Source organism: Lysobacter sp. Root604, from assembly GCF_001427505.1.
GTDB lineage: Bacteria > Pseudomonadota > Gammaproteobacteria > Xanthomonadales > Xanthomonadaceae > Lysobacter.
Map to the genome: position 1 here is coordinate 241,508 of NZ_LMGS01000009.1, position 22,575 is coordinate 264,082.

The window sequence follows — 22,575 nt, forward strand, 5'->3', positions numbered from 1 at the left end:
AGTCCTGATCACATGTCCACGCCCAATACCGGCGGCCCGCCGCAGCGCTATCTCGGCTCGATCGCGATCGTCGGCGCACTGTTCTTCATCTTCGGCTTCGTCACCTGGCTCAACGGCCCGCTGATCTCGTTCGCGCAGCTGGCGTTCGACGTGAGCGAATCGCTGGCCTTCCTGATCCCGAGCGCCTTCTACATCTCGTACTTCTGCCTCGCCCTGCCTTCGTCGTCGATCCTCAAGAAGACGGGCATGAAGAAGGGCATGGCGCTGGGCCTGTTCCTGATGGCCGTCGGCGCGGCCGTGTTCGGCCACTACACGACGCAGCGCATCTATCCGGGCGCGGTGACGGGCGTGTTCGTGATCGGCGCGGGTCTGGCGATTCTGCAGACCGCGGTAAACCCCTACATCAGCATCCTGGGACCGATCGAGGGTGCGGCGCAGCGCATCGCGGTCATGGGCATCTGCAACAAACTCGCCGGTTGGGCGGCCCCCTTCGTCATCGGCACGCTCGTCATGCATGGCATGGGCGACGTCGCCAGCCAGGTCGACGGCGCGGATGCCGCAACGAAGGCGGCGGTGCTCAACGAGTTCGCCGCTCGCATTCATACCCCTTACATGGTGATGGCGGGACTGCTGGCCCTGCTCGCAGTGGGCATCCTGTTCTCGCCGTTGCCGGAAATTCGCGCCGAAGAAGTCAATGCCGACGGTTCGGACGCCCAGTCCGGCGGCAGGCCGGCCGGACTGCTGCAGTTTCCTCATGTCTGGTTGGGCGCACTGTGCATCTTCGTGTACGTCGGCGCGGAGGTGATGGCCGGCGATGCGATCGGCACCTACGGCCACGGCTTCGGCCTGCCACTGGACCAGACCAAGTTCTTCACCTCGTTCACTCTGGGCGCGATGTTGGTCGGCTACCTGGTGGGCCTCGTCACGATCCCGCGCTTCATCTCGCAGGAACGCTACCTCAGCCTGTCGGCAGTGCTCGGCGTGGCCCTGACCATCGGCGCCTACCTCACCCACGGCATGGTCTCGGTCGGCTTCGTCGCCGCGCTGGGCTTCGCCAACGCGATGATGTGGCCGGCGATATTCCCGCTCGCGATCCGCGGCCTGGGCCGTCTCACCGAAAAGGGATCGGCGCTGTTGATCATGGGTATCGCAGGCGGCGCGGTGATTCCGCAGCTGTTCGTGCACCTCAAGCAGCACTACGACTTCCAAGCCGTGTTCGCGCTGTTGATGATCCCCTGCTACCTCTACATCCTGTACTTCGCCCTGCGCGGCTATCGCGTCGGGCTGCGCCGCAACGCCAACGTCGGCGCCGCGGCGGCCCAGCGCGGCTGAGCGCGACGCGACGGGCCGGGGATGCCTCCGGTCCGTCGCGAACGCCGATACCATAGGCGGCCGATACCGGCGCCAGGGTCAGCCAGGACTTTATGCAGCACGCGGATACCCGTTCGATCGCCAGCGGCGATACCCAGTACACCAAGGACTGGTTCCAGGCCCATGTGCGCAACTGGGAGCGCTGGCTGGACGGCTTCCGCGATCGCCCGGGTTTGCGCTTCCTCGAGATCGGCAGCTTCGAGGGCCGCTCGACGGTGTGGTTGCTGCAAAACGTGCTGACCCAGCCCGACAGCCGCATCGACTGCATCGACCTGTTCCGCCCCGATCCGCTGCAGGGCGACTACCACCAGCGCTTCCGCGCCAATGTCGCGCCGTGGAAGCAGCGGGTGACCGAGTACGCCGGTCCCAGCGCCGAGCAGCTGGGCCGGGTGACCGGCCCCTACGACATGATCTACGTCGACGGCTGGCATACCGCGTTCGGCGCGCTCGCCGACGGCGTGATGTCCTGGCCGCTGCTCAAGGTCGGCGGGCTGATGATCTTCGACGACTATCTGTGGATGCCGCCGGCCTACTACGAGGCCAGCAAGCCCAACAAGCTGGTGCGCGAATTCTGGCGCGCGCTGGGCAAGCGCTGGCAGGACCGCGCGATCGCGCGCATCGCCGCGCAGACGCCCAAGCTGGGCATCGACGGTCTGCTGCGCACGCTGGAAGGCCAGTACGAACTGGTCGAGCGCGGCTACCAGCTGGCGATCCGCAAGACCCGGGCGTTCGAGGACGTGACCCTGGAGCTGGACACCTGAACCGCCGGCGCGCGCCTGTGCCGAAACCGGCCGACCGCGCGCGCCGCTTGCGTCGCGTCGGCGCCCGAGTAGGCTAGGCGCAACGCCCACGCGTGCGAACGCGGCGGCGACTCCGATCGACTACCCCGAGGCAGCGGTGCGCCGACCCACGATCAAAGATGTCGCCGAACGCGCGCAGGTCTCGCTGAAAACCGTATCGCGGGTCATCAACGACGAACCCAGCGTGCGCGCCCGCACCCGCGCGCGGGTGAACCAGGCGATCGCCGAACTCGACTACCGCCCCGACCCGTCGGCGCGCAGCCTGCGCAGCGCGATGCCGTATGCGCTGGGCGTGGTCTACGACAACCCCAACCCCTACTACATTATCAGCGTGCAGAACGGCGTGCTCGCGGCCTGCCGCGAAACCGGCTACGGGCTGCAGATCCATCCCTGCGATTCGTCCTCGCCGTTGCTGGCCGCCGACCTGATCGACCTGGTCCAGGGCGCGCGCCTGGCCGGACTGGTGCTGGCGCCGCCGATGTCGGAACGCATGGAGCTGGTCAGCGAACTGGTCGCGCACGGGATACGCCTGGTGCGCATCGTCTCCGCCGCCGAAGATCCCAAGGACGGCTCGCCCTGCGTCTGGGTCGACGACCGCGACGCCGCTTACGACATCACCGAGCATCTGATCCAGCTCGGCCACCAGCGCATCGGTTTCCTCTGGGGCGGCAAGTCGCACCGCTCCAGCTGGGAACGTTACAAGGGTTACGCGCAAGCCTTGGCCGACTACGGTATCGGCGAGGACGAGGACCTGGTGCTGCCGGGCGACTACTCCTTCGACGACGGCTTCCGCGGCGCGCGCCGTTTGTTCGCCCTGCCCAACCGGCCTACGGCGATCTTCGGCAGCAACGACGAGATCGCCGCCGGCGTGCTGGCGGCGGCCAAGTCCAGCGGCATGCATGTGCCCTACGACCTGTCGATCGCCGGCTTCGAGGACAGCCCGTTCTCCAAGCAGTCCTGGCCGACCCTGACCACCGCGCGCCAGGCCACCGAGGAAATCGCGCGCCACGCCGCCTATCGCCTGATCGCCGACCTGCGCCGCGAGACCGACCAGCCCTTGCAGGTGCCGGCGAACGAAGGCTTCAGCCCGATCCTGGTGGTGCGCGGTTCGACCGCGCCGCCGCGACCGCCGCAGGCTTGAGCGCGCCAATCAGCGACGCCCCGCCTCACAGCCTCGGGCCCATAGGAGCGGCGCGTGCCGCGACCGCGAAACTACGGCTACTGCGCAATCGCGGCTTACGCCGCTCCCACAGAGAGCACGACGTTTCATCGCTATCCATGCGATGCGCTGGCTTCGTGTGGGAGCGGCGTAAGCCGCGATTGCGAATCTTCGGCGGCCTGCGCGGTCGCGGCTCACGCCGCTCCTACCCCAAGGCGGAATGCGGTCGTGCGATCAGCCGCGCAGTTGCGAGGCTACGCGCGCCAGGGCTTCGATCCGGGCCCAGTCGCCGGCGTTCACCGCGGCCGGCGGACACACCCAGGAGCCGCCCACGCAGGGCACGTTGGCCAGGGCCAGGTACTGCGGCGCGTTGTCCGGGCCGATGCCGCCGGTGGCGCAGAAGCGCAGGTCCGGTAGCGGTCCGCCCAGGCCGCGCAGGGCGCCGGTGCCGCCGATGGACTCGGCCGGAAAGAACTTCAGATAACGGTAGCCGTGATCGGCCAGCGTCATGGCCTCCGACGCGGTCGCCGCGCCCGGCAGCCACGGCAGATCGGTGCACTGCGCGGCCGCGATCAGACTGGCCGAGGCGCCCGGCGATACCGCGAAGGTCGCCCCGGCCTTCTGCGCGGCGGCGAAATCGGCCGGCCGGCGCACGCTGCCGACGCCGACCGCGGCGCCCTCGACTTCGTTGGCGATCGCACGCACCGCGTCCAACGCGACCGGGGTACGCAGGGTCACCTCGATCGCGGGCAGTCCGCCGGCGACCAAGGCGCGCGCCAGCGGAACCGCGTGCGCGAGATCCTCGATCACCAGCACCGGCACCACCGGCGCCAGCGCCAGCACGGCGGCGATGCGTTCCTGCAGATCGTGGATCGAGTTCATTGCAAGCTCCATGGATAGATGCACGGCTGGTATAGCCAAACGCAGTGCGGCGGTGTCGACGGCGTAGGATGCGGCGAGCGCAGCGAACCGCATCGTAGAGGCTGCGGACCCGGCGGTCACCCGGCCCGTTGCGCGTTGCGCTGGTCGCCGCGCGAGCGCCGCCGACGCTCAAGCGCGCGCGGCGACTTCGTCGATGTGCTTGAGCAGGTCGGCCGGGTCCTCGTAGACCCGGAACGCGCCGGCGCGCTCGAGCTCGTCCTGGCCGTAGCCCCCCGAGAGCAGACCCACGCCCAGCGCGCGTGCGCGCCGCGCGGCCAGCAGGTCCCAGATGCTGTCGCCGACCACGATGGAATGCTCGATGTCGGCGCCCAGCTTGTCGGCCGCGGCCAAGAACAGATCGGGATCGGGCTTGGCGTGGCGGACCATGTCGCGGGTGATCACCGGCACTTTCTCCGGATCCACGCCCAGCGCGACCAGGTTGTGGCGCGCGGTCTCCATGCGTCCGCTGGTCGCGATCGACCACGGAATCCTGTTCGCGCTGAGGTAGGCCAGCAGCTCGACCGCGCCCGGCAGCGGCCGGATTTGCGCGGCCTGCGCGCCGTAGGCCTGGGCATGCAGCTTATGCAGACGCTCGACCCGCTCCGCAGTGATGTCGATACCGGTCTCGCGCAGCAGGATGTTGGTGAACAGCCCGCCGCTCATGCCGATCTTGCGGTGGATGCGCCACACCGACAGCGGAATGCCGTCGGCATCCAGGGCCTGCTTCCACGCCAGCACGTGCTGATAGACGCTGTCGACCAGGGTGCCGTCCAGGTCGAACAGGAAGGCGGTGCGGACGGGGGCGGGCATGGGGGCTCCAGAGGTGGGGGCTAAGGGGGCTTCAGTTTTGCGGGGCTGTGACTGCTGCGAAATCTCTTTGCTTTTTTTGCCGTCATTCCCGCGAAGGCGGGAATCCAGTGACTTGGTTGTCGTAGCGATTACGATGGATTCGAACGGAGGTGGCTCGCATTGCCGTTCTTCGTAGCACTCGCCGTTGACGCTACATGGCGCTTAAGTCACTGGATTCCCGCTTTCGCGGGAATGACGGCGGAAGGAGCGCGGCAGATCCATCATGGCTGCGTTCGACCTCATCACGATTGCCGCAACAGCCAAGTCACAGGATTCCCGCCTTCGCGGGAATGACGGCCGTAGTGACGTCGCGATAACGGTGCGATAGCGACAAGGGTTAATGCATCAACGCGGTCCTATCCCTCCTCCCGCGCAAACACCCCCGCCCCCCGATCCGCCGGTGCGGCGTAATCGCGGAACGCGGCGAACAATTCACGGCCCATGCCGACGTGGTGCGAGGACAGATCCGCGCGCGCATGTTCGCGCTGGGTCCAATCGTCCTCGGTGCGCAGGCTGAGCGTGCCCGCGATCGCGTCCACGCGCACCACGTCGCCGTCGCGCAGCTGCGCCAGCGGGCCGCCGCAGGCGGCTTCGGGAGTGACGTGGATGGCCGCCGGCACTTGGCCGGAGGCGCCGGACATGCGGCCGTCGGTGACCAGGGCGACGCGATGGCCGCGCTTTTGCAGCACGGTCAGCGTGGGAGTGAGCTGGTGCAGTTCCGGCATGCCGTTCGCGCGCGGGCCCTGGAAGCGCACCACCACCACCACGTCGCGCTCGAGCTCGCCGCGTTCGAAGGCCTGCTTGACCTCGTACTGTTCGCTGAACACCCGGCACGGCGCCTCGACCACCCAGCGGTCCTCGGGCACCGCCGAGACCTTGATCGCGGCGGTGCCGAGCTCGCCGACCAGCACGCGCAGGCCGCCGTCGGCGCGAAACGGCTCGGCGACCGGACGCAGTACGGAGGGGTCGCCGCTGCGGCCGGTCGCCGGCACGTAGGCGATGCGCCCATCGCCTTCGAGCCGCGCTTCGACGCGGTAACGGTTAAGGCCGGGGCCGGCCACCGTCTCGACATCGCCATGCAGAAGACCGGCGTCGAGCAGCTCGCCTATCAGGAACGCCAGACCGCCCGCCGCGTGAAAATGATTCACGTCGGCGCTGCCGTTGGGGTACACCCGCGCCAGCAGCGGGATCGCCGAGGACAGGGCGTCGAAATCCTCCAGCCTCAGCTCGATCCCGGCCGCTGCCGCGATCGCGATCAGGTGCAGCAGGTGATTGGTGGAACCGCCGGTGGCGTGCAGGCCGATCACGCCGTTGACGATCGCGCGCTCGTCGACGATGCGGCCGATCGGGCGGTAGTCCTCGCCCAGGGCGGTGATCTGCGCGGCGCGCTGCGCGGTCGACGCGGTCAGCGCGTCGCGCAGCGGCGTGTTGGGATGGACGAAGCTGGAGCCGGGCAGGTGCAGGCCCATCAGTTCCATCAGCATCTGGTTGGAGTTGGCGGTGCCGTAGAAGGTGCAGGTACCGGGGCCGTGGTAGCTGCGCGCCTCGGCTTCCAGCAGTTCGTCGCGGGTGGCATCGCCGGTGGCGTAGCGCTGGCGCACGCGCGACTTCTCGTCGTTGGGCAGGCCCGAGGTCATCGGCCCGGCCGGCACGAAGATGCCGGGCAGGTGGCCGAAGTGCAGTGCGCCGATCAGCAGGCCCGGCACGATCTTGTCGCACACGCCCAGGTAGAGCGCGGCGTCGAACATGTCGTGCGACAACGCGATCGCGGTCGACATCGCGATCACGTCGCGCGAGAACAGCGACAGCTCCATGCCCTCGCGGCCCTGGGTCACGCCGTCGCACATCGCCGGCACGCCGCCGGCGACCTGCGCGGTCGCGCCGGCCTCGCGCGCGGCGGCCTTGAGCAGATCGGGGAAGCGCTCCAGCGGCTGATGCGCCGAGAGCATGTCGTTATAGGAGGTCACGATGCCCAGGTTGGGCGCGTGGCCCGAGCGCAGCGCCTGCTTGTCGCCGGGCGCGCAGGCCGCGAAGCCGTGGGCGAGGTTGCCGCAGGACAGGCGCCGGCGCTGCGGTCCGCCGCCCTGGGCGGCGTCGATGCGCGCGAGGTAGGCGTCGCGACGGACGCGGCTGCGTTCGACGATACGTTGGGTGACTTGCGCGACTACGGGATGCAATGAGGTGTTCACGGGGACTCGTTGGCTGCGAAGCGCGGGCGATGGAGGTCCGGGTCGGTACGTCGTCCAGCATAGGGCGACAGCGCGCCGCGGGTGGGAGGGGCGAACTCCGCGGCGGCGCTGCCTATGAGGTCCGTGGCGATCACGGACTCCAATACAGGGTCGGCGGCGAGGGCGCGCCCGCCAGCACCGAGCGGATCGGCAGAACGCTGCGCGGATCGCGCTGCACGGCGTCCAGCAAGGCGCGCTTCTTCGCGCCTTCGATATGCAGGTATAGCGCCGGCGCGGTGAAGATCGCGCTCAGGGTCAGGCTCATGCGCGGCTCCGGCATGGCCTCGGTGCGCACCGCCATCACCGACGCGCGTCCGCGCGGCTGCAGGCCGATCTCGCGCAGCGCCGGGTTGTCGCGGCCCAGGTCGGGGAACAGTGAGGCGACATGGCCGTCTTCGCCCATGCCCAACACCGCCACGTCCAGCGGCAGGCCTTCGTTGGCGATCTTGGTCAGCACCGGCATCAGCGCCGCTTCCGGGGTTTCGGTGGGACGGTACATCGGCAGCAGGCGCGCGGCGGCGGCGTTGTCCCGCAGCAGGTGATCGCGCAGCAGCTTCTCGTTGGAACGCGGATGCTCCGGCGGCAGCCAGCGCTCGTCCACCGGCAGCACCGTCACCCGCGCCCAGTCCAGGGTTTGTGTGGCCAGCGCCTCGAAGAAGCGCTTGGGCGTGTTGCCGCCGGACAGCGCGATGCAGGCCTCGCCGTGGCGCGCCAACGCGCCGCGCAGATCGGCCGCGACCTGCTTGGCCAAGGCCTGCGCCAGTTGTTCGGCATCCTCGAACAGGCGCTCGTGCAGCGGCAGGGGCAGCGGTTCGATCACGGTCAAGCGCTCAGCCTGCATCTTCATGCCAGGTCCTCCCGTCGCGTTCGATCAGGGCTACCGCGGCGCTGGGGCCCCAGCTGCCGGCGGTGTAGGGGCGCGGCGCCTCGGCGCCCGCGGCCCAGGCGGCCCGGATCGGGTCGATCCACTTCCAGGCGGCGTCGACTTCGTCGCGGCGCATGAACAGCATCGGGTTGCCACGCACCACGTCCATCAGCAGGCGCTCGTAGGCGTCGGCCTGACGGCCGCCGAAGGCCGCGGCGAAACTCATGTCCAAGGGCACGTGGCGCAGGCGCAGGCCACCCGGGCCCGGCACCTTGTTCATCAGCCACAGCTTCACGCCCTCGTCGGGCTGCAGGCGCAGCACCAACTTGTTCGGCGCCAGGCGGCTGGACGGGTCCTGTTCGGTGAGCTCTTCGAAGATCGAATGCGGCACCTGGCGGAAGGTCACCACGATCTCCGAGACCCGCTCGGCCAGGCGCTTGCCGGTGCGCAGGTAGAACGGCACGCCGGCCCAGCGCCAGTTCTTCACTTCGGCCTTGAGCGCGACGAAGGTTTCGGTGTGCGATTGCGCACCCAGCTCTTGCGCATAGCCCGGCACCGCGCGGCCGTCGACCGCGCCGGCCTTGTACTGGCCGCGCACGGTGTACTGGGCGGCGTTGCCGTTCTCGATCGGGCGCAGCGCGCGCAGCACCTTCAGTTTCTCGTCGCGGATCGCATCGGCGGCCAGCGAGGACGGCGGTTCCATCGCCACCAGGCACAGCAGCTGCAGCAGATGGTTCTGGACCATGTCGCGCAGCGCGCCGGACTTGTCGTAGTAAGGCGCGCGCGATTCCACGCCCACCGTTTCGGCCACCGTGATCTGGACGTGGTCGATGTGCTCGGCCTTCCATAGCGGCTCGAACAACGCGTTGCCGAAGCGCAGCGCGGTCAGGTTCTGCACCGTCTCCTTGCCCAGGTAATGGTCGATGCGGAAGATCTGGGTTTCGGCGAACACGCGCCCGAGCGCGTCGTTGATCGCGTCGGCGCTGGCGCCGTCCTTGCCCAGCGGCTTCTCCACCACCACCCGCGTCTTCGGGCCGACCAGGCCGTGCGACTGCAGACGGTCGCCGACGATGCCGAACAGGTCCGGCCCGACCGCGAGGTAGAACACGCGTACGCGTTCGTCGCCGGCGAACTCGGCCGCGAACTCCGGCCAGGCCGCGTCCGAACTCAGGTCCAGGCGGCGGTACAGCAGCAATGCGAGGAAGCCGTCGATGGCGTCGGACTCGCGCGCGTCGAGATTGGCGAACTGGGCCAAGGCCTCGCGCACCCGGCCGCGGTAGTCGTCGTCGCTCTGGCTGTCGCGCGCGATCGCGACGATGCGGGTGCCGGCGACGATCTGGCCATCGGCATAGCGGTGGAACAGCGCCGGCAGCAGCTTGCGCATGGCCAGGTCGCCGGTGCCGCCGAAGATCACCAGGTCGAAGGGAGACAACGGCGCCGAATGCGGCGCCTGGGACGGGGACGGCACGGAGTACACGCTCATGGACGGGCTCGGACTGGTATGGGCAAAACCATACCGGTAAAGATACCAGTGAGATACCACTTACGCAAATTTACGATAAATCAATCATTTATATCTAGACAAAGAGCCCAGGTTGCCGCCAGTGGTCTGTGACTGGTATCTTTTCACCATGGAGCCCTACCTCGTCAGCGAGTTCCGCCGCCAGGCCCAGACGCGTCGCGCGCCGGCCTACCAGCACCTGCGCCGGACCCTGCAGCACGCGATCGAGAACGGCGAAATCACTGCCGGCCAGGCCCTGCCCGGCGAACGCGAACTGGGCAAGCTGCTGGACCTGTCGCGGGTGACCGTGCGCAAGGCCATCGCCGGCCTGGTCGCCGACGGCCTGCTGGTGCAGCGCCAGGGCGCTGGCACCTTCGTGGCCGAGCGCATCGTCAAATCCTTCTCGCGCCTGACCAGCTTCACCGACGACCTGCGCGCGCGCGGGCTGGACCCGCGCTCGACCTTCCTGGAGCGCGGCGTCGGCGAGGTCACGCCCGAGGAGGCGATGGCGCTGAACCTGTCACCGGGCGCCTCGGTGATCCGCTACTACCGCCTGCGCACCGCCGACGGCGTGGCCCTGGCGCTGGAGCGCACGGTGGTGCCGCTGGCGGTGCTGCCCGATCCCGGCCTGGTCGAGAACTCGCTGTACGAAGCCTTCTCCAAGCTCGGCATCCGCCCGGCGCGCGCGCTGCAACGCCTGCGCGCGATCGCCTTCGACGCCGAACAAGCGCGGCTGATGGGCCTGCCCGAGGGCGCGCCCGGCCTGTTCATCGAACGCCGCACCTTCCTCGACGACGGCCGCGTCGTCGAATTCACCCGATCCTTCTACCGCGGCGACGCCTACGACTTCGTCGCCGAACTGCAGAGCGAAACCACGCCGTGAGCACACAAACCCTGCTGGACCCGACGAGCACGCGCATGTACGCCGAGGCGCAGGAAGCCGGCGACGCGGTCGCGCGCCAGTTCGCGGCCAACGCCGACGCGATCGACGACCTCAGCGATCGCCTGCGCCAGCGCCCGCCGCGCTTCATCGTCACCTGCGCGCGCGGCAGCTCCGATCACGCCGCGACCTACGGCAAGTACCTGTTCGAGACCCAGCTGGGCCTGGTCACCGCCTCGGCTTCGCCCTCGGTGGGCTCGGTCTACGCGATCCGGCCCAAGCTCGACGACGCCCTGTTCGTGGCGATCTCGCAATCGGGCAAGAGCCCGGATCTGTTGCGCAACGCCGAGATCGCCAAGTCCGCCGGCGCGCATGTGGTGGCCTTGGTCAACGTGCTCGATTCGCCGCTGGCCGGTATCGCCGACACGGTGCTGGGCCTGCACGCGGGCCTGGAAACCAGCGTGGCAGCGACCAAGAGCTATCTGTGCTCGCTGTCGGCGCTGCTGCAGCTGACCGCGCGCTGGAGCAACGACGCCACCCTGTTCAACGCCGTGCATGCTCTGCCCGAGGCGTTGCGCGCCTCGTTCGAACAGGACTGGTCGCCGTTGGTCGAAGGCCTGGTCGACGCGCGCAATCTGTTCGTGGTCGGTCGCGGCCTGGGCCTGGGCGCGGCGCAGGAAGCCGCGCTCAAGTTCAAGGAAACCTGCGGCCTGCACGCCGAGGCCTTCAGCAGCGCCGAGGTCAAGCACGGCCCGATGGCGATCGTCGGCCCCGGCTTCCCGGTACTGGCCTTCGCCCAGGACGACGGCACCGGCGACGGCACGGTCGCGGTGGCCGAGGAGTTCCGCGCGCGCGGCGCGCCGGTGTGGCTGGCCGCGCCCGGGCGCTCGGGCGCGGGCAGCCTGCCCCTGGCGCGCTCGCAGCATCCGGCGATGACGCCGCTGCTGACCGTGGCCAGCTTCTACAAGGCGGCCAATGCGCTGTCGGTGGCGCGCGGGCACAATCCGGATCTGCCACCGCATCTGAACAAGGTCACCGAGACCGTCTGATGTCCGCTTCCGTCGCCACCGCCTTCGTCAACGGCCGCGTGCTCAGCGAACGCGGTTTCGAATCCGATCTGTGCGTGATCGTCGAGGACGGCCACATCGTCGCCGTGGTGCCGGGCGCCGCGCCTGCCGGCGCGCAGGTGGTCGATCTGCAGGGCCGCTATCTGGTGCCCGGCTTCATCGATACCCAGGTCAACGGCGGCGGCGACGTGTTGTTCAACGATGCGCCCACGGTCGAAGGATTGCACCGGATCGCCGAGGCGCACCGCCGCTACGGCACCACCGGCCTGATGCCGACCCTGATCAGCGACGACGTCGCGGTGATGCTGCGCGCGATCGCGGCGGTGCGAGAGGCGATCGCGCAAGGCGTGCCGGGCATTCTAGGCATCCACCTCGAAGGCCCCTATCTGGCCAGCGCGCGCAAGGGCGTGCACAACCCCGACAAGTTCCACACCCCGGACGCGGACGAACTCGACCGCATCGCCTCGCTGGGCGTCGGCAAGACCATGCTCACGCTGGCACCGGAACGTTTCGACGATGCCACCTTGCAGGCCCTGGCCGCACGCGGCGTGCTGGTCTGCGCCGGCCACACCGCGGCCGACTACGAACGCCTGCGCGCGGCCTTCGCCCACGGCGTGCGCGGCGTGACTCATTTGTTCAACGCGATGACGCCGATGGGCAGCCGCGAACCCGGCGGCGTCGGCGCGGCGATCGAGGACCCGAACAGCTGGTGCGGCGTGATCGTCGACGGCGAACACGTGCACGATGCATCCTTGCGCATCGCCATCGCCGCCAAGCCGCGCGGCAAGATCATGCTGGTCACCGACGCGATGCCGCCGGTCGGCGGCGAGCGCGAGGACTTCGTGCTCTACGGCCAGACCATGACCTGCCGCGACGGCAAGTGCAGCACCGCCGAAGGCACGCTGGCCGGTTCCGCGCTGGACATGGCCAGCGCGGTGCGCAACACCGTGCAGCGCCTGGGCTTGCCGCTGGACGAGGCCTGCCGCATGGCCTCGACCTATCCGGCCGAGTTCCTCGGCCTGGGCCACGAACTGGGCCGGATCGCACCGGGGTATCGCGCGGATCTGGTGGTGCTGGACGAAGCCTTGCGGGTTACCGGCACCTGGATCGGCGGTCGCGCCTAAGCGTCCGCGCGCAAGATCGACGAACGCAGGGTGTGTTGAGCGCAGCGAAACGCACCATCGCCCTACCCGGCGCCTCGCCTCGATTGGCTAGAGGCCCCGCACCTCAAGCACCCGCAGGATGCGGCTCCTCGATGTTTATGGCCCCACGACGAGACCGTTTGTACCCGACGCAAGGTCACGGCAGGACGGAATGCTCATAAGCCAACCGCTGCGTATTAGTCGCTGAGCCAGACCCGCAGAAATTTTTGCTTCGAGTTGCTCCAGAAGTAGAGCGAGGCGGCACTTCCTGGCCTGAAGTACATGAGACTTGGGGAGGACAACTTCAGTTTTGGCCGGCCCGAATCAGGGCCGAAGTTGCAATCTTCCGCGTAATCGAAACATGCGTACGCGACGATGCCCGGCGGCTCCACGTCTATCGCCATCGCCAGGGAGGCATCCGGATGGCTTGCGCTGCCTTTGATGTGATCAAGCTTGATCCAGTGGTAACCGCCATCCCGATCCGACAAATGAATCCAGAGCGCTTCGTCGCTGGACTTGCGGCGGATGAGCAGCAAGGCCGTATCTTGCCGGCCATCCGCGTTGAAGTCGGCGATCGCCCGGGTGAATTTGTTCGGCGACTGCTGGAGCATCGGATCGGCAAGCTCGCGGGCGTTCGGCGGGCGCCAACCCGAAGGCAGCTCACCATGTACCGGCAGCGCACCGGCGGCCAACAAGACAGTCGCAAGTATCGACATAACGCAGACGTTCCCCAAAGACGGCGTGCGACTCGAATCTTACGTCGGCCGTCCATCGCGCGCCACGTCGCGGCCGAACCGAGCGCCTACTCTTTACAGCGGGCGATCGCGCACGAGCATCGAATGATGCACCGCCAACACCGTCGCCACGCCCACATCGCGCGAGCCCTCCGCCACTTTCAGCACGCGACCCACCCATAGCGTGCCGGGATATTGCTCCGGCGCCAGAAACCACACGTCCGCACGCGCACGGCCGCCGGTTTCCACGTGCGGCACACCGATAAATTCGTGATAGCTGGAGGTCCACTCGTCGGCCCCGATCGCGTACAGCGGCCGGTAACCGGACAACACGCGCTTGACGTTACCGGCGTGCGTGCGCGCGGTCAGTTCGAACAACACGGTTGCGTGAGCGGGCATGGGCGGACGACTCATGGCTTAGCTCTTCTCGAATACATGCTCGGACGGCTTCGCGCCGCAGGCGGGGCAGTAACTCGCTTGCGGCGTACGCAAGGGTTTTCCGCAGTTCGTACAGGGCGGGCCGTACAGCGACGCGCGGTGATGCCACAGCGCATTCGGGTTGGTCTCGCGGAAGCCGGTCAAACGCTCGTAGAAACTCAACGCGCGGAGGCTGTCGACGGATTGCATCGCCGCCGCGAGGCCGCCGTCGGTAATGACACGGTGGCGCTGGACATCCTCGATGACCCGCATCAGCAACGGCTCCATCGACTGCCACTCTTCGTCGGTCAACATCGGCAGGACCCTGTCGCAACGCCAGCAATAGAGGTCTTGGGGCATGGCGCGAGTCCGGTTCGATCAATGGTTCGCCACGTCGTTCGATGAGGGCGTAGCCTGCGCCGCCAACCTGACGATCGCCGCGATCCCCGCCTCCATCCGCAAGCGCGCCGCCGGATTGGCCGAGTGCACCGCGATCGCGGGCGGGCGGAAACCGTCCAGCGCCACCGCTTCCTCGATCCAGGCGATCACGTCGTAGCCGGTGCCGCGGGCGTCGTCGCCGAGGTCGTGGTCCAGGCTGATCTGCGTCACCGTGCCCTGGCGCAGCAAGGCGATCGCCTCGTCGGGCCAATAGACCCGTACCCAGCCGTCAGGCGTCGTTCGTTCGTCGTCGAGGTACACGCGCATGGCCGCGACCTTAGCGACAGGGCGCGGCGAACGCGAGCGACCGGAGGCAATCGGTTTCAATTGAAACCACCGCCACATTGCGCGTGCCTGCAGGCCCGCTTCGCCTCGGCCATTGCGGCCGCGGCGGGCCGCCTCGCGGCCGCCATACGCACAAAGGCTATAATTCCGAGTCTTTGCTCGGACCCGGCGGTCGCCGGCTCCCGGCCGGACGCCGTCGTCCCTCCCCCGCCAGCCCACCCGCGGCACCGCCGCGAGAGCCCGCCATGACCAGCACCGCAGAACTCAGCTCGCCCTCGTCGGCGAACACCGCCCTGACCAACAGCGTCCTCGACCCGGACTACGGACTGGACCACAAGTACACCCGTCAGGAAGGCCGCATCTACCTGTCCGGTGTGCAAGCGCTGGTGCGCCTGCCGCTGATGCAGCGACTGCGCGATCAGGCCGCCGGCCTGAACACGGGCGGCTTCATCTCCGGCTACCGCGGCTCGCCGCTGGGCGGTTTCGACCTGGAGCTGTGGCGCGCGCGCAAGCATCTGGAGGCGGCGGGCGTGAAGTTCACCCCGGGCCTCAACGAGGACCTGGGCGCGACCATGGTCTGGGGCACCCAGCAGACCAATCTGTTCCCGGGCGCCAAGGTCGAAGGCGTGTACGGCATGTGGTACGGCAAGGGCCCGGGCGTGGACCGCACCGGCGACGTGTTCAAGCACGCCAACGCGGCCGGCACCGGCAAGTACGGCGGCGTGCTGGCGCTGGCGGCCGACGATCATGCCTGCCGCTCCTCGACCCTGCCGCACGGCTCGGAAGGCGAATTCGTCAGCGCGATGATGCCGATCCTGAACCCGGCCGGCGTGCAGGACATCCTGGACATGGGCCTGGTCGGCTGGGCGATGTCGCGCTACACCGGCCGTTGGGTCGGCTTCAAGACCATCGCCGAGACCGTCGAGTCCTCGGCCTCGGTCGACGTCAATCCGCTGGCGCTGCAGATCGTCACCCCGGACGACTTCCAGTTGCCGCCGGGCGGCCTCAACATCCGTTGGCCCGATCCGCCGATGGATCAGGAAATGCGCCTGCACCAGTACGCGGTCAAGGCCGCGCAGGCGTTCGCGCGCGCCAACAAGATCGACCGCCTGGTCATCGATTCGGCGAACGCGCGCCTGGGCATCATCACCACCGGCAAGAGCTACCTGGACGTGCTGCAGGCCCTGGAATACCTGGGTCTGGACGCGCGCGCCTGCTCGGAGCTGGGCATCCGCGTCTACAAGGTCGGCATGACCTGGCCGCTGGAGCCGGTCGGCCTGCGCGCGTTCGCGCGCGGCCTGCAGGACATCCTGGTGGTCGAGGAGAAGCACGCCTTCATCGAAAGCCAGATGAAGGAGTCGATGTACAACTGGGACGGCGGCCAGCGTCCGTCGATCGTCGGCAAGTACGACGAGAGCGGCGAGTGGATCCTGCCGTCCACCGGCGAACTCACCCCGGCCCGCATCGCCGGCGTGATCGCGCGCCGCATCCAGCGCTTCCACGACAGCGAACACATGCGCGACGTGCTGCGCTGGATGGAGGAGAAGGAATCCGAACTGGCCCTGCCGCGCGCCGCGTTCCCGCGCGTGCCGCACTACTGCTCGGGCTGCCCGCACAACACCTCCACCGTGGTGCCGGAAGGCTCGCGCGCGCTGGGCGGCATCGGTTGCCACTACATGGTGACCTGGATGGATCGCAGCACCGACACCTTCACCCACATGGGCGGCGAAGGGGTGACCTGGTCGGGCCAGGCGGCGTTCACCGAAACGCCGCACGTGTTCCAGAACCTCGGCGACGGCACCTACTTCCACTCCGGCTCGCTCGCGATCCGCCAGTCGGTCGCCACCGGCGTCAACATCACCTACAAGATCCTCTACAACGACGCGGTCGCGATGACCGGCGGCCAGCCCGTCGACGGCACCCTGTCGGTTCCGCAGATCGCCCACCAGGTGCGCAGCGAAGGCGTGCAGACCATCGTGCTGGTGTCCGACGACATCGCCAAGTGGCACAAGCGCGAGATCTTCCCGGGCGAAATGGAGTTCTACGATCGCAAGGAACTCGACGAGGTGCAAAAGCGCCTGCGCGAGGTCAAGGGCGTCAGCGTGCTGATCTACGACCAGACCTGCGCCACCGAGAAGCGCCGTCGCCGCAAGCGCGGCAAGATGGTCGATCCGCAGAAGCGAGTGATGGTCAACAGCCTGGTCTGCGAAGGCTGCGGCGACTGCGGCAAGAAGTCGTTCTGCGTGTCGGTGCTGCCCAAGGAAACCGAGTTCGGCCGCAAGCGCGAGATCGACCAGTCCAACTGCAACAAGGACTATTCCTGCGTCAACGGCTTCTGCCCCAGCTTCGTCACCGTGCACGGCGGCGGCTTGAAGAAGAAGAAGGGCAGCAACGCCAAGGACCGCCTCAGCGATCTGCCGCTGCCGCAGCTGCCCGCGCTGGATCAGCCCTGGAACATCCTGATCACCGGCGTCGGCGGCACCGGCGTGGTCACCATCGGCGCGTTGCTGGGCATGGCCGGTCACCTGGAAGGCAAGGGCGCGTCCGTGCTCGACCAGACCGGTCTGGCCCAGAAGGGCGGCGCGGTCACCACCCACATCCGCATCGCCAAGACCCCGCAGGACATCCACGCCGTGCGCATCGCCGCCGGCGAGGCCGACCTGGTGCTGGGCTGCGACATGGTCGTGGTCAACGACTACTGGGCGCTGTCCAAGGTGCGCGCCGGCCGCAGCGCGGTCGTGCTCAACAGCTATGAAGCGATGCCGGGCACCTTCACCACGCGTCCGGACATGCAGTTCCCGGCCACCGACATCGTCGCCGCGATCAAGCTGGCGCTGGGCGGCCAGGACCCGTACGTGGTCGACGCGACCCAGCTGGCCACCGCGCTGATGGGCGATGCGATCGCGACCAATCTGTTCATCCTCGGCTACGCCTGGCAGCGCGGCCTGGTGCCGATCGCGTTCGACGCGCTGATGCGCGCGGTCGAGCTCAACGGCGCGGCGATCGAGATGAACAAGACCGCCTTCGCCTGGGGCCGCCTGGCGGTGGTCGATCCGGCCGCCGTGGCCGAGGCCGCCGGCCTGGTGCGCAACGCCCAGACCCGCGCCGAAGCCACCCCGCACGACCTGCCGCACCTGGCGCCGGGCGAGTGGGAAGGCAACGAATGGGGCGCCACCTCGGCCCCGCGCGCGACCCGCAACGAAGACGAACTGCGCCACGTGCCGGCTCAGGCCGACAGCGACAACGTCGCCTTCCTGCCGCTGGACGACCTGCGCCTGTCGCGTTCGCTGGACGAGCTGATCTCGCGCCGCGTCGCCTTCCTCACCGACTATCAGGACGCCAACTACGCCAAGCGCTACACCGACTTCGTCGCCAAGGTGCGCGAGGCCGAGCAGCGCAAGGCGCCGGGTTCGACCGACCTGACCGAGGCGGTCGCGCGTTATTTCTTCAAGCTCATGGCCTACAAGGACGAGTACGAAGTGGCGCGCCTGTACACCAGCGGCGAGTTCCAGCGCCGCCTGCAGCAGCAGTTCGACGGCGACTACACGCTCAAGTTCCACCTCGCCCCGCCGCTGCTGGCCAAGAAGGACGCGCAGGGCCGCCTGATCAAGCAGGAGTTCGGCCCCTGGGTGTTCACCGCGTTCAAGTGGATGGCCAAGCTGCGCAAGCTGCGCGGCGGCAAGCTCGACATCTTCGGCTACACCGAGGAGCGCAAGATGGAGCGCCAGCTGATCGCCGACTACGAGCGCACCGTGGGCGAACTGCTGGGCACCCTGGACAGCGGCAACGCCGATCTGGCGGCCGAGATCGCCTCGATCCCGGAACACATCCGCGGCTACGGTCACGTCAAGGAAGCGCACCTGCACAAGGCCAAGGAGCGCGAAGCGGAGCTGATCAAGCAGTACCGCAATCCGCTGCGGATCGTGCAGGCGGCATAAGCGGTCGTCACCACCGGAACAGAAGAAAACCCCGCGCTGCGGGGTTTTCTTTTGGGCGCGGGGCGACGGCCACGCCCATGGCTCCTGCGCCGGTTTGACCAGGGGCGGCGCTCTGGTTAGCCTCGGCGGCGCGCAGCGCCGCCGAGGCTAACCAGAGTAAAAACAAAAGTATCTATTCACCGAATTACCGGCCCCAGGGTCTTAAGTCCGAATTTTCGGGGTCAAGACCGGTTTTATGCTTGACTATCTATTCATAAATAGATTCAAATTAAAGCATGAGCCGTCATACCGAAGCCGCCGAGGCCCTGCTGCGTCGCGGGCCGCGCACCGCCGCCGAGCTGGCCGCGGCGATGGAGCTCAGCCAGCCCACGGTGTCGCGCGCGCTGGCCGGGCTGGGCACGCGCCTGGTCCGGATCGGCCGTGCCCGCTCCGCCCGTTACGCGCTTTCGCGCCCACTGGGGCGGGCCGGCAGCGACTGGCCGCTGCACCGGATCACGCCCGATGGCCAGCCCGATCAACTCGGCCGATTGCATGTGGTCTATGGCGGTTGGTTCCTGCAATCCGAGCGCCCGCTGCCGCTGTACCAGCACGGCGAATTCGCCGACGGCCTGTATCCGGATCTGCCCTGGTTTCTGGACGATCTACGGCCGCAGGGATTCCTGGGCCGCGCGTTCGCGCATCGCCATGCGGCCGAACTGGAGGCGCCCGCGGACGTGCTGCTGTGGCAGCCCGAAGACGTGGTGACCGCGTTGCTACGTCGCGGCAGCGATCTGCCCGGCGACCTGGTGCTGGGCGAACAGGCGCTGGAACAGGCGCTGCTGGACACCGTGCTGGATAACCTGGATACGATCATCGCGCCCGACGAGCGCGCGCTGATCTATCCGCAACGCGCGCTCCAGGCCGAAGCCGGGGAGGCGCCCGGCTCCTCGGCCGGCGGCGAGCAGCCCAAGTTCACCGCCGAGCTGGATTTGCCTACGGGCGAACGCCAGAGCGTGATCGTGAAGTTCGCGCGCCACGACCCCGACAATGCCACCGCGCGCCGCTGGGTCAATCTGTTGGCCTGCGAGCACTTGGCGGGCGAGGTGCTGTCCGAGCGCGGCATCGACGCGGCCGCCACCGAATTGATCGACAGCGACGGCTGGCGCTTTCTGCAATCCACGCGCTTCGATCGCACGGCGCGGCGCGGGCGGCGCGGCATGGTGTCGCTGCTTGCGCTGGATGCGGCCTACGCCGGCAGCGATCCGGGCAACTGGCCGGTGTCGGCGGCCGCGTTGCAGCGCGAAGGCCTGATCGGTGGCGACGATGCCGAACGCATCCGCCGCCTACACCTGTTCGGCCGCTTCATCGGCAACATCGACATGCACTTCGGCAACCTCAGTTTCCTTTGCCAGCCGGATCGGTTGCAGGTCGCGCTGGCGCCGGTCTACGACATGCTGCCCATGCACTATCGGCCCGGGGCCGGCGGCGCGGTGCACGAGCGCCCCTACCCGCTGCCGTTGCCGACCGGCGCCCTGGCGAGCTGGCGCTGGGCCGGCGAGGCCGGGCTGGCCTTATGGCGGCGCGCCATGGCCGACGAGCGCATCGGGCCGGCGTTCCGCGCAATCGCGCAAGGCAACGCGCAACGGATCGAGCAACTGCTGGAGCGCTTCCCCGGCTGAGCGCACCGGACCGGCGAGCTCATCGCGTGCGGCGCGGCTTGGGGTTCGAACGCGACGCATTACCCAACGCAATCCCGACGTGGCGGCACGCGCGAAAAGCGGACGGGCTCAGGCGATGGGTTTGGCGACGCGCGTCGGACGCGGCTGCAGCTGGCCGCCGCAGTTGGGACATACGCCGTCCAAGGGCCCTTGCACGCAGTCGACGCAGAACGTGCATTCGTAGCTGCAGATCAGCGCCGCCGCGCTGTCGGGCGGCAGGGCGGCGTTGCAGCGTTCGCACTGGGATTTCATTTCGAGCATGCGGGCGGCCTCGGGCGCGACGGATGCGCGCAGCCTAGCGCGCGACGGCGGCGACGACGAGCGTCGCCACGTCGGATCGCGTTGGCTGCGGCGCCGCCTGCGAGGCCATCTACTTCGGCGCCAGGATCTTCGACAACCGATCCGGCGTGCCGGGGATGCGCTCCAGGCTCGGATACTTGAGCCCCTCGCGGTAATCGATGCGCACGGTCTTGACCGCTTCGCCCTGCTTGACCACCAGCTCGATCGGCTCGCCCTTGTCCTTGGCCTCGGTGATCGCGTCCTTGAGGCGCTCGCCCTCGAAGGTATAGCCGTTGACCGCAAGCAGGGTCGAGCCCGGCGCCAGGCCGGCGTTGAAGGCCGGGCCGTCCCAGCGCACCGAGGACAGGGTCGCGTCCTTGTTCGACACGATCAGGCCCAGCGACCAGTTCAGATCGGTGACCTTGCGTGCGCCCTCGCTCTGTTTGACGTAGTCGCTGGGCTTGTCGGTGTAGACCAGCTTCCAACCGCTCGCGGCCAGGCCGTCCAGCGGCGCGGCGTTGGCGTCCAGGCGCTGACGCAGGAACGCGGCCCAGTCGTGGGGGGCTACCGCGTTCAAGGTCGCGACCACGTCGTCGAAGGTATAGGGCTTGACCGCGTAGCTGCCGTCGTCGACGCCGAAGAAGGCGGCGGCGAAATCGTCGAGCGAGCGCTTGTCGCGGCTGAGTTCGCGCAGTTTGGCGTCGACGGTAAGCCAGATCAGCTGGCCGGCGGAGTAGTACTCCTCGCTGAGCTGCTGGCTGCGGTAGGCCTGCGGCCGGCGCAGGCCGATGATGGGATCGTTGGTGGTGTCCTGGACGTTGCGCCAGGCGAAGCCGGGGCGATCGGTGGTGTAGGCCGCGACCGTCATCGCCAGCGCGTCCAGCGCGGTCTGCGGCTTCCACATGCCGGCGCGCGCGGTCAGCACATAACCCCAGTACTGGGTCTGGCCTTCGTAGACCCAGAGCAGGCTGTCCTGCATGGGCACGTTGAAGTTGGGCGTGGCCAGATCGGCCGGACGGCGGAATTTGCCGTTCCAGGAGTGGGTGTACTCGTGCGCCAGCAGGTCGCGGCCGACCGCGCTCTTGTCCCAGTCAGTGAAGTACTCCGGATCCACGCCGTTCTCGCTGGAGCGGTGGTGCTCCAGGCCGATGCCGCCGATCTGGTCGGACAGCGAGAACAGGAAATCGTAGCGATCGTAGTGTTGGGAGCGGAACAGGCGCATCGCTTGCTCGACCATGCGCCGGTGCGCGGCGAGCTGCTCGGGCTTGGCTTCGAGGTATTTGGGATGGTCGGCGACCATGTTCAATCGCACCGGCACCTTGGCGCCGGGCGCGAGGTCGATCTGGCGGTAGTAGCGGCCCGCGAACAACGGCGAATCGACCAGGGTCTCGAACGACACCGGCTTGTAGCGCAGGGTGTCGCCCTCGCGCGATTCGACCTCCAGCGCGGTGCCCGATTGCCAGCCCGCGGGCAGCTTCAAGGACGGCGCGATCTGGATGCGGCCGGCGGCGTGACCGGCCGGATACAGCGCGACCGCGTTCCATTGCAGGCTCAGCAGGTCCTGGCTCATCACCACCCGGCCCTGCTCGCCGCCGGTGGGCGAGAGATAGTCGAACGCGAGCTCGATCGTGCTCACGCCCTCGGGCACCACCAGCTTGAAAGCGTAGACATCGAGCGGATCGCGCGTCCAGGCGATGCGCTGGCCGTTGCCGGTGACGACCAGGCCGGCGAGCTTGTTGATCGGACCGGTCGGCGAGTGATTGCCGGGCAGCCACTGTGGATACAACAGGGTCAAGGGGCCGGGCTGCACAGGGATGCGCTGCTTGCTGCGGAACACGCGGTGGGCGACGTCGGTGGCGTCGACCTCCAGCGTCAGCGTGCCCGGGTACGGTGTGTCCGCCGGCGGTGCGGTCTGGGCTGCGGACGACAGGGGCAGCAGCGCCGCGATCAGCAGCGGCAACACGGCGGGCGACGGACGATGGGGCATGGAGCGGCTCCGGCGTA

The 22,575-nt window shown here is 68.4% G+C and carries 19 protein-coding genes; 8 read left to right on the forward strand and 11 right to left on the reverse strand.

From position 1 onward, the window contains the following. Nucleotides 1-12: 12 nt before the first annotated feature. From ASD69_RS09450 to ASD69_RS09460, 3 genes are all read left to right on the forward strand, one after another. A complete protein-coding gene (locus ASD69_RS09450) occupies nt 13-1,332 on the forward strand; it encodes a sugar MFS transporter (protein WP_056177206.1) in 1,320 nt (439 codons plus the stop codon). A gap of 92 nt (nt 1,333-1,424) precedes the next feature. Beyond that, nucleotides 1,425-2,132: a class I SAM-dependent methyltransferase gene (locus ASD69_RS09455; protein WP_056177208.1), complete on the forward strand. Its 708-nt coding sequence runs from the start codon at nt 1,425-1,427 to the stop codon at nt 2,130-2,132. 136 nt (nt 2,133-2,268) lie between these two features. After that, complete coding sequence (locus ASD69_RS09460) at nt 2,269-3,312, forward strand: LacI family DNA-binding transcriptional regulator (RefSeq protein WP_056177210.1); 1,044 nt, start codon at nt 2,269-2,271, stop codon at nt 3,310-3,312. Nucleotides 3,313-3,564: 252 nt separating this feature from the next. On the opposite strand, the gene eda is transcribed toward ASD69_RS09460, so the two are convergent. The 5 genes from eda to zwf form a co-directional block, all read right to left on the reverse strand. Continuing rightward, on the reverse strand, nt 3,565-4,212 hold the full coding sequence (eda, locus tag ASD69_RS09465; protein ID WP_056177212.1) for a bifunctional 4-hydroxy-2-oxoglutarate aldolase/2-dehydro-3-deoxy-phosphogluconate aldolase: 648 nt from the start codon (nt 4,210-4,212) through the stop codon (nt 3,565-3,567). A 168-nt stretch (nt 4,213-4,380) separates the two neighbouring features. Beyond that, nucleotides 4,381-5,061, reverse strand: coding sequence for an HAD family hydrolase (locus tag ASD69_RS09470; protein ID WP_056177214.1), 681 nt, complete (start codon nt 5,059-5,061; stop codon nt 4,381-4,383). A gap of 395 nt (nt 5,062-5,456) precedes the next feature. After that, nucleotides 5,457-7,289 (reverse strand): phosphogluconate dehydratase, encoded by a 1,833-nt coding sequence (gene edd / locus ASD69_RS09475; protein WP_056177216.1) that lies wholly within the window; start codon nt 7,287-7,289, stop codon nt 5,457-5,459. A 130-nt stretch (nt 7,290-7,419) separates the two neighbouring features. Then, nucleotides 7,420-8,175: a 6-phosphogluconolactonase gene (gene pgl / locus ASD69_RS09480; protein ID WP_056177218.1), complete on the reverse strand. Its 756-nt coding sequence runs from the start codon at nt 8,173-8,175 to the stop codon at nt 7,420-7,422. Then, a complete protein-coding gene (zwf, locus tag ASD69_RS09485) occupies nt 8,159-9,676 on the reverse strand; it encodes a glucose-6-phosphate dehydrogenase (RefSeq protein WP_056177220.1) in 1,518 nt (505 codons plus the stop codon). Before zwf ends, pgl begins: the two co-directional genes overlap by 17 nt. A 148-nt stretch (nt 9,677-9,824) precedes the next feature. Here zwf and ASD69_RS09490 point away from each other — a divergent pair, with 148 nt between their 5' ends. Genes ASD69_RS09490 through nagA form a run of 3 tightly spaced genes read left to right on the forward strand, consistent with a single transcriptional unit; the run spans nt 9,825 to nt 12,765 of the window. Further along, entirely contained in the window at nt 9,825-10,577 is a 753-nt protein-coding gene (locus ASD69_RS09490; RefSeq protein ID WP_056177222.1) for a GntR family transcriptional regulator, read from the forward strand. A gap of 35 nt (nt 10,578-10,612) precedes the next feature. After that, the gene (locus tag ASD69_RS09495; RefSeq protein WP_056177224.1) at nt 10,613-11,623 is read left to right on the forward strand and encodes an SIS domain-containing protein; all 1,011 of its coding nucleotides are present in this window, start codon (nt 10,613-10,615) and stop codon (nt 11,621-11,623) included. Next, nucleotides 11,623-12,765, forward strand: coding sequence for an N-acetylglucosamine-6-phosphate deacetylase (gene nagA / locus ASD69_RS09500; protein WP_056177226.1), 1,143 nt, complete (start codon nt 11,623-11,625; stop codon nt 12,763-12,765). Before ASD69_RS09495 ends, nagA begins: the two co-directional genes overlap by 1 nt. Before the next feature lie 215 nt (nt 12,766-12,980). Here nagA and ASD69_RS09505 read toward each other — a convergent pair whose 3' ends face one another. The 4 genes from ASD69_RS09505 to ASD69_RS09520 form a co-directional block, all read right to left on the reverse strand. Then, a complete protein-coding gene (locus ASD69_RS09505; protein ID WP_056177229.1) occupies nt 12,981-13,499 on the reverse strand; it encodes a hypothetical protein in 519 nt (172 codons plus the stop codon). A 93-nt stretch (nt 13,500-13,592) separates the two neighbouring features. After that, nucleotides 13,593-13,931, reverse strand: coding sequence for a hypothetical protein (locus ASD69_RS09510; RefSeq protein WP_157499132.1), 339 nt, complete (start codon nt 13,929-13,931; stop codon nt 13,593-13,595). Between the two features lie 3 nt (nt 13,932-13,934). Continuing rightward, the gene (locus tag ASD69_RS09515; protein ID WP_157499133.1) at nt 13,935-14,294 is read right to left on the reverse strand and encodes a zinc ribbon domain-containing protein; all 360 of its coding nucleotides are present in this window, start codon (nt 14,292-14,294) and stop codon (nt 13,935-13,937) included. A gap of 18 nt (nt 14,295-14,312) precedes the next feature. Further along, complete coding sequence (locus ASD69_RS09520) at nt 14,313-14,639, reverse strand: cyclic-phosphate processing receiver domain-containing protein (RefSeq protein ID WP_056177237.1); 327 nt, start codon at nt 14,637-14,639, stop codon at nt 14,313-14,315. A gap of 263 nt (nt 14,640-14,902) precedes the next feature. Between ASD69_RS09520 and ASD69_RS09525 the strand changes: the two genes are divergently transcribed. Together ASD69_RS09525 and yjjJ are read left to right on the forward strand one after the other, a co-directional pair. After that, the gene (locus ASD69_RS09525; protein ID WP_056177239.1) at nt 14,903-18,595 is read left to right on the forward strand and encodes an indolepyruvate ferredoxin oxidoreductase family protein; all 3,693 of its coding nucleotides are present in this window, start codon (nt 14,903-14,905) and stop codon (nt 18,593-18,595) included. Nucleotides 18,596-18,870: 275 nt separating this feature from the next. Further along, on the forward strand, nt 18,871-20,253 hold the full coding sequence (yjjJ, locus tag ASD69_RS09530) for a type II toxin-antitoxin system HipA family toxin YjjJ (RefSeq protein ID WP_056177240.1): 1,383 nt from the start codon (nt 18,871-18,873) through the stop codon (nt 20,251-20,253). A gap of 108 nt (nt 20,254-20,361) precedes the next feature. Here the strand turns inward: yjjJ and ASD69_RS09535 are convergent, their stop codons facing one another. After that, nucleotides 20,362-20,544: a DUF1272 domain-containing protein gene (locus tag ASD69_RS09535; RefSeq protein ID WP_235567196.1), complete on the reverse strand. Its 183-nt coding sequence runs from the start codon at nt 20,542-20,544 to the stop codon at nt 20,362-20,364. A gap of 118 nt (nt 20,545-20,662) precedes the next feature. After that, the gene (locus tag ASD69_RS09540) at nt 20,663-22,558 is read right to left on the reverse strand and encodes a M61 family metallopeptidase (RefSeq protein ID WP_056177244.1); all 1,896 of its coding nucleotides are present in this window, start codon (nt 22,556-22,558) and stop codon (nt 20,663-20,665) included. Nucleotides 22,559-22,575: the final 17 nt, after the last annotated feature.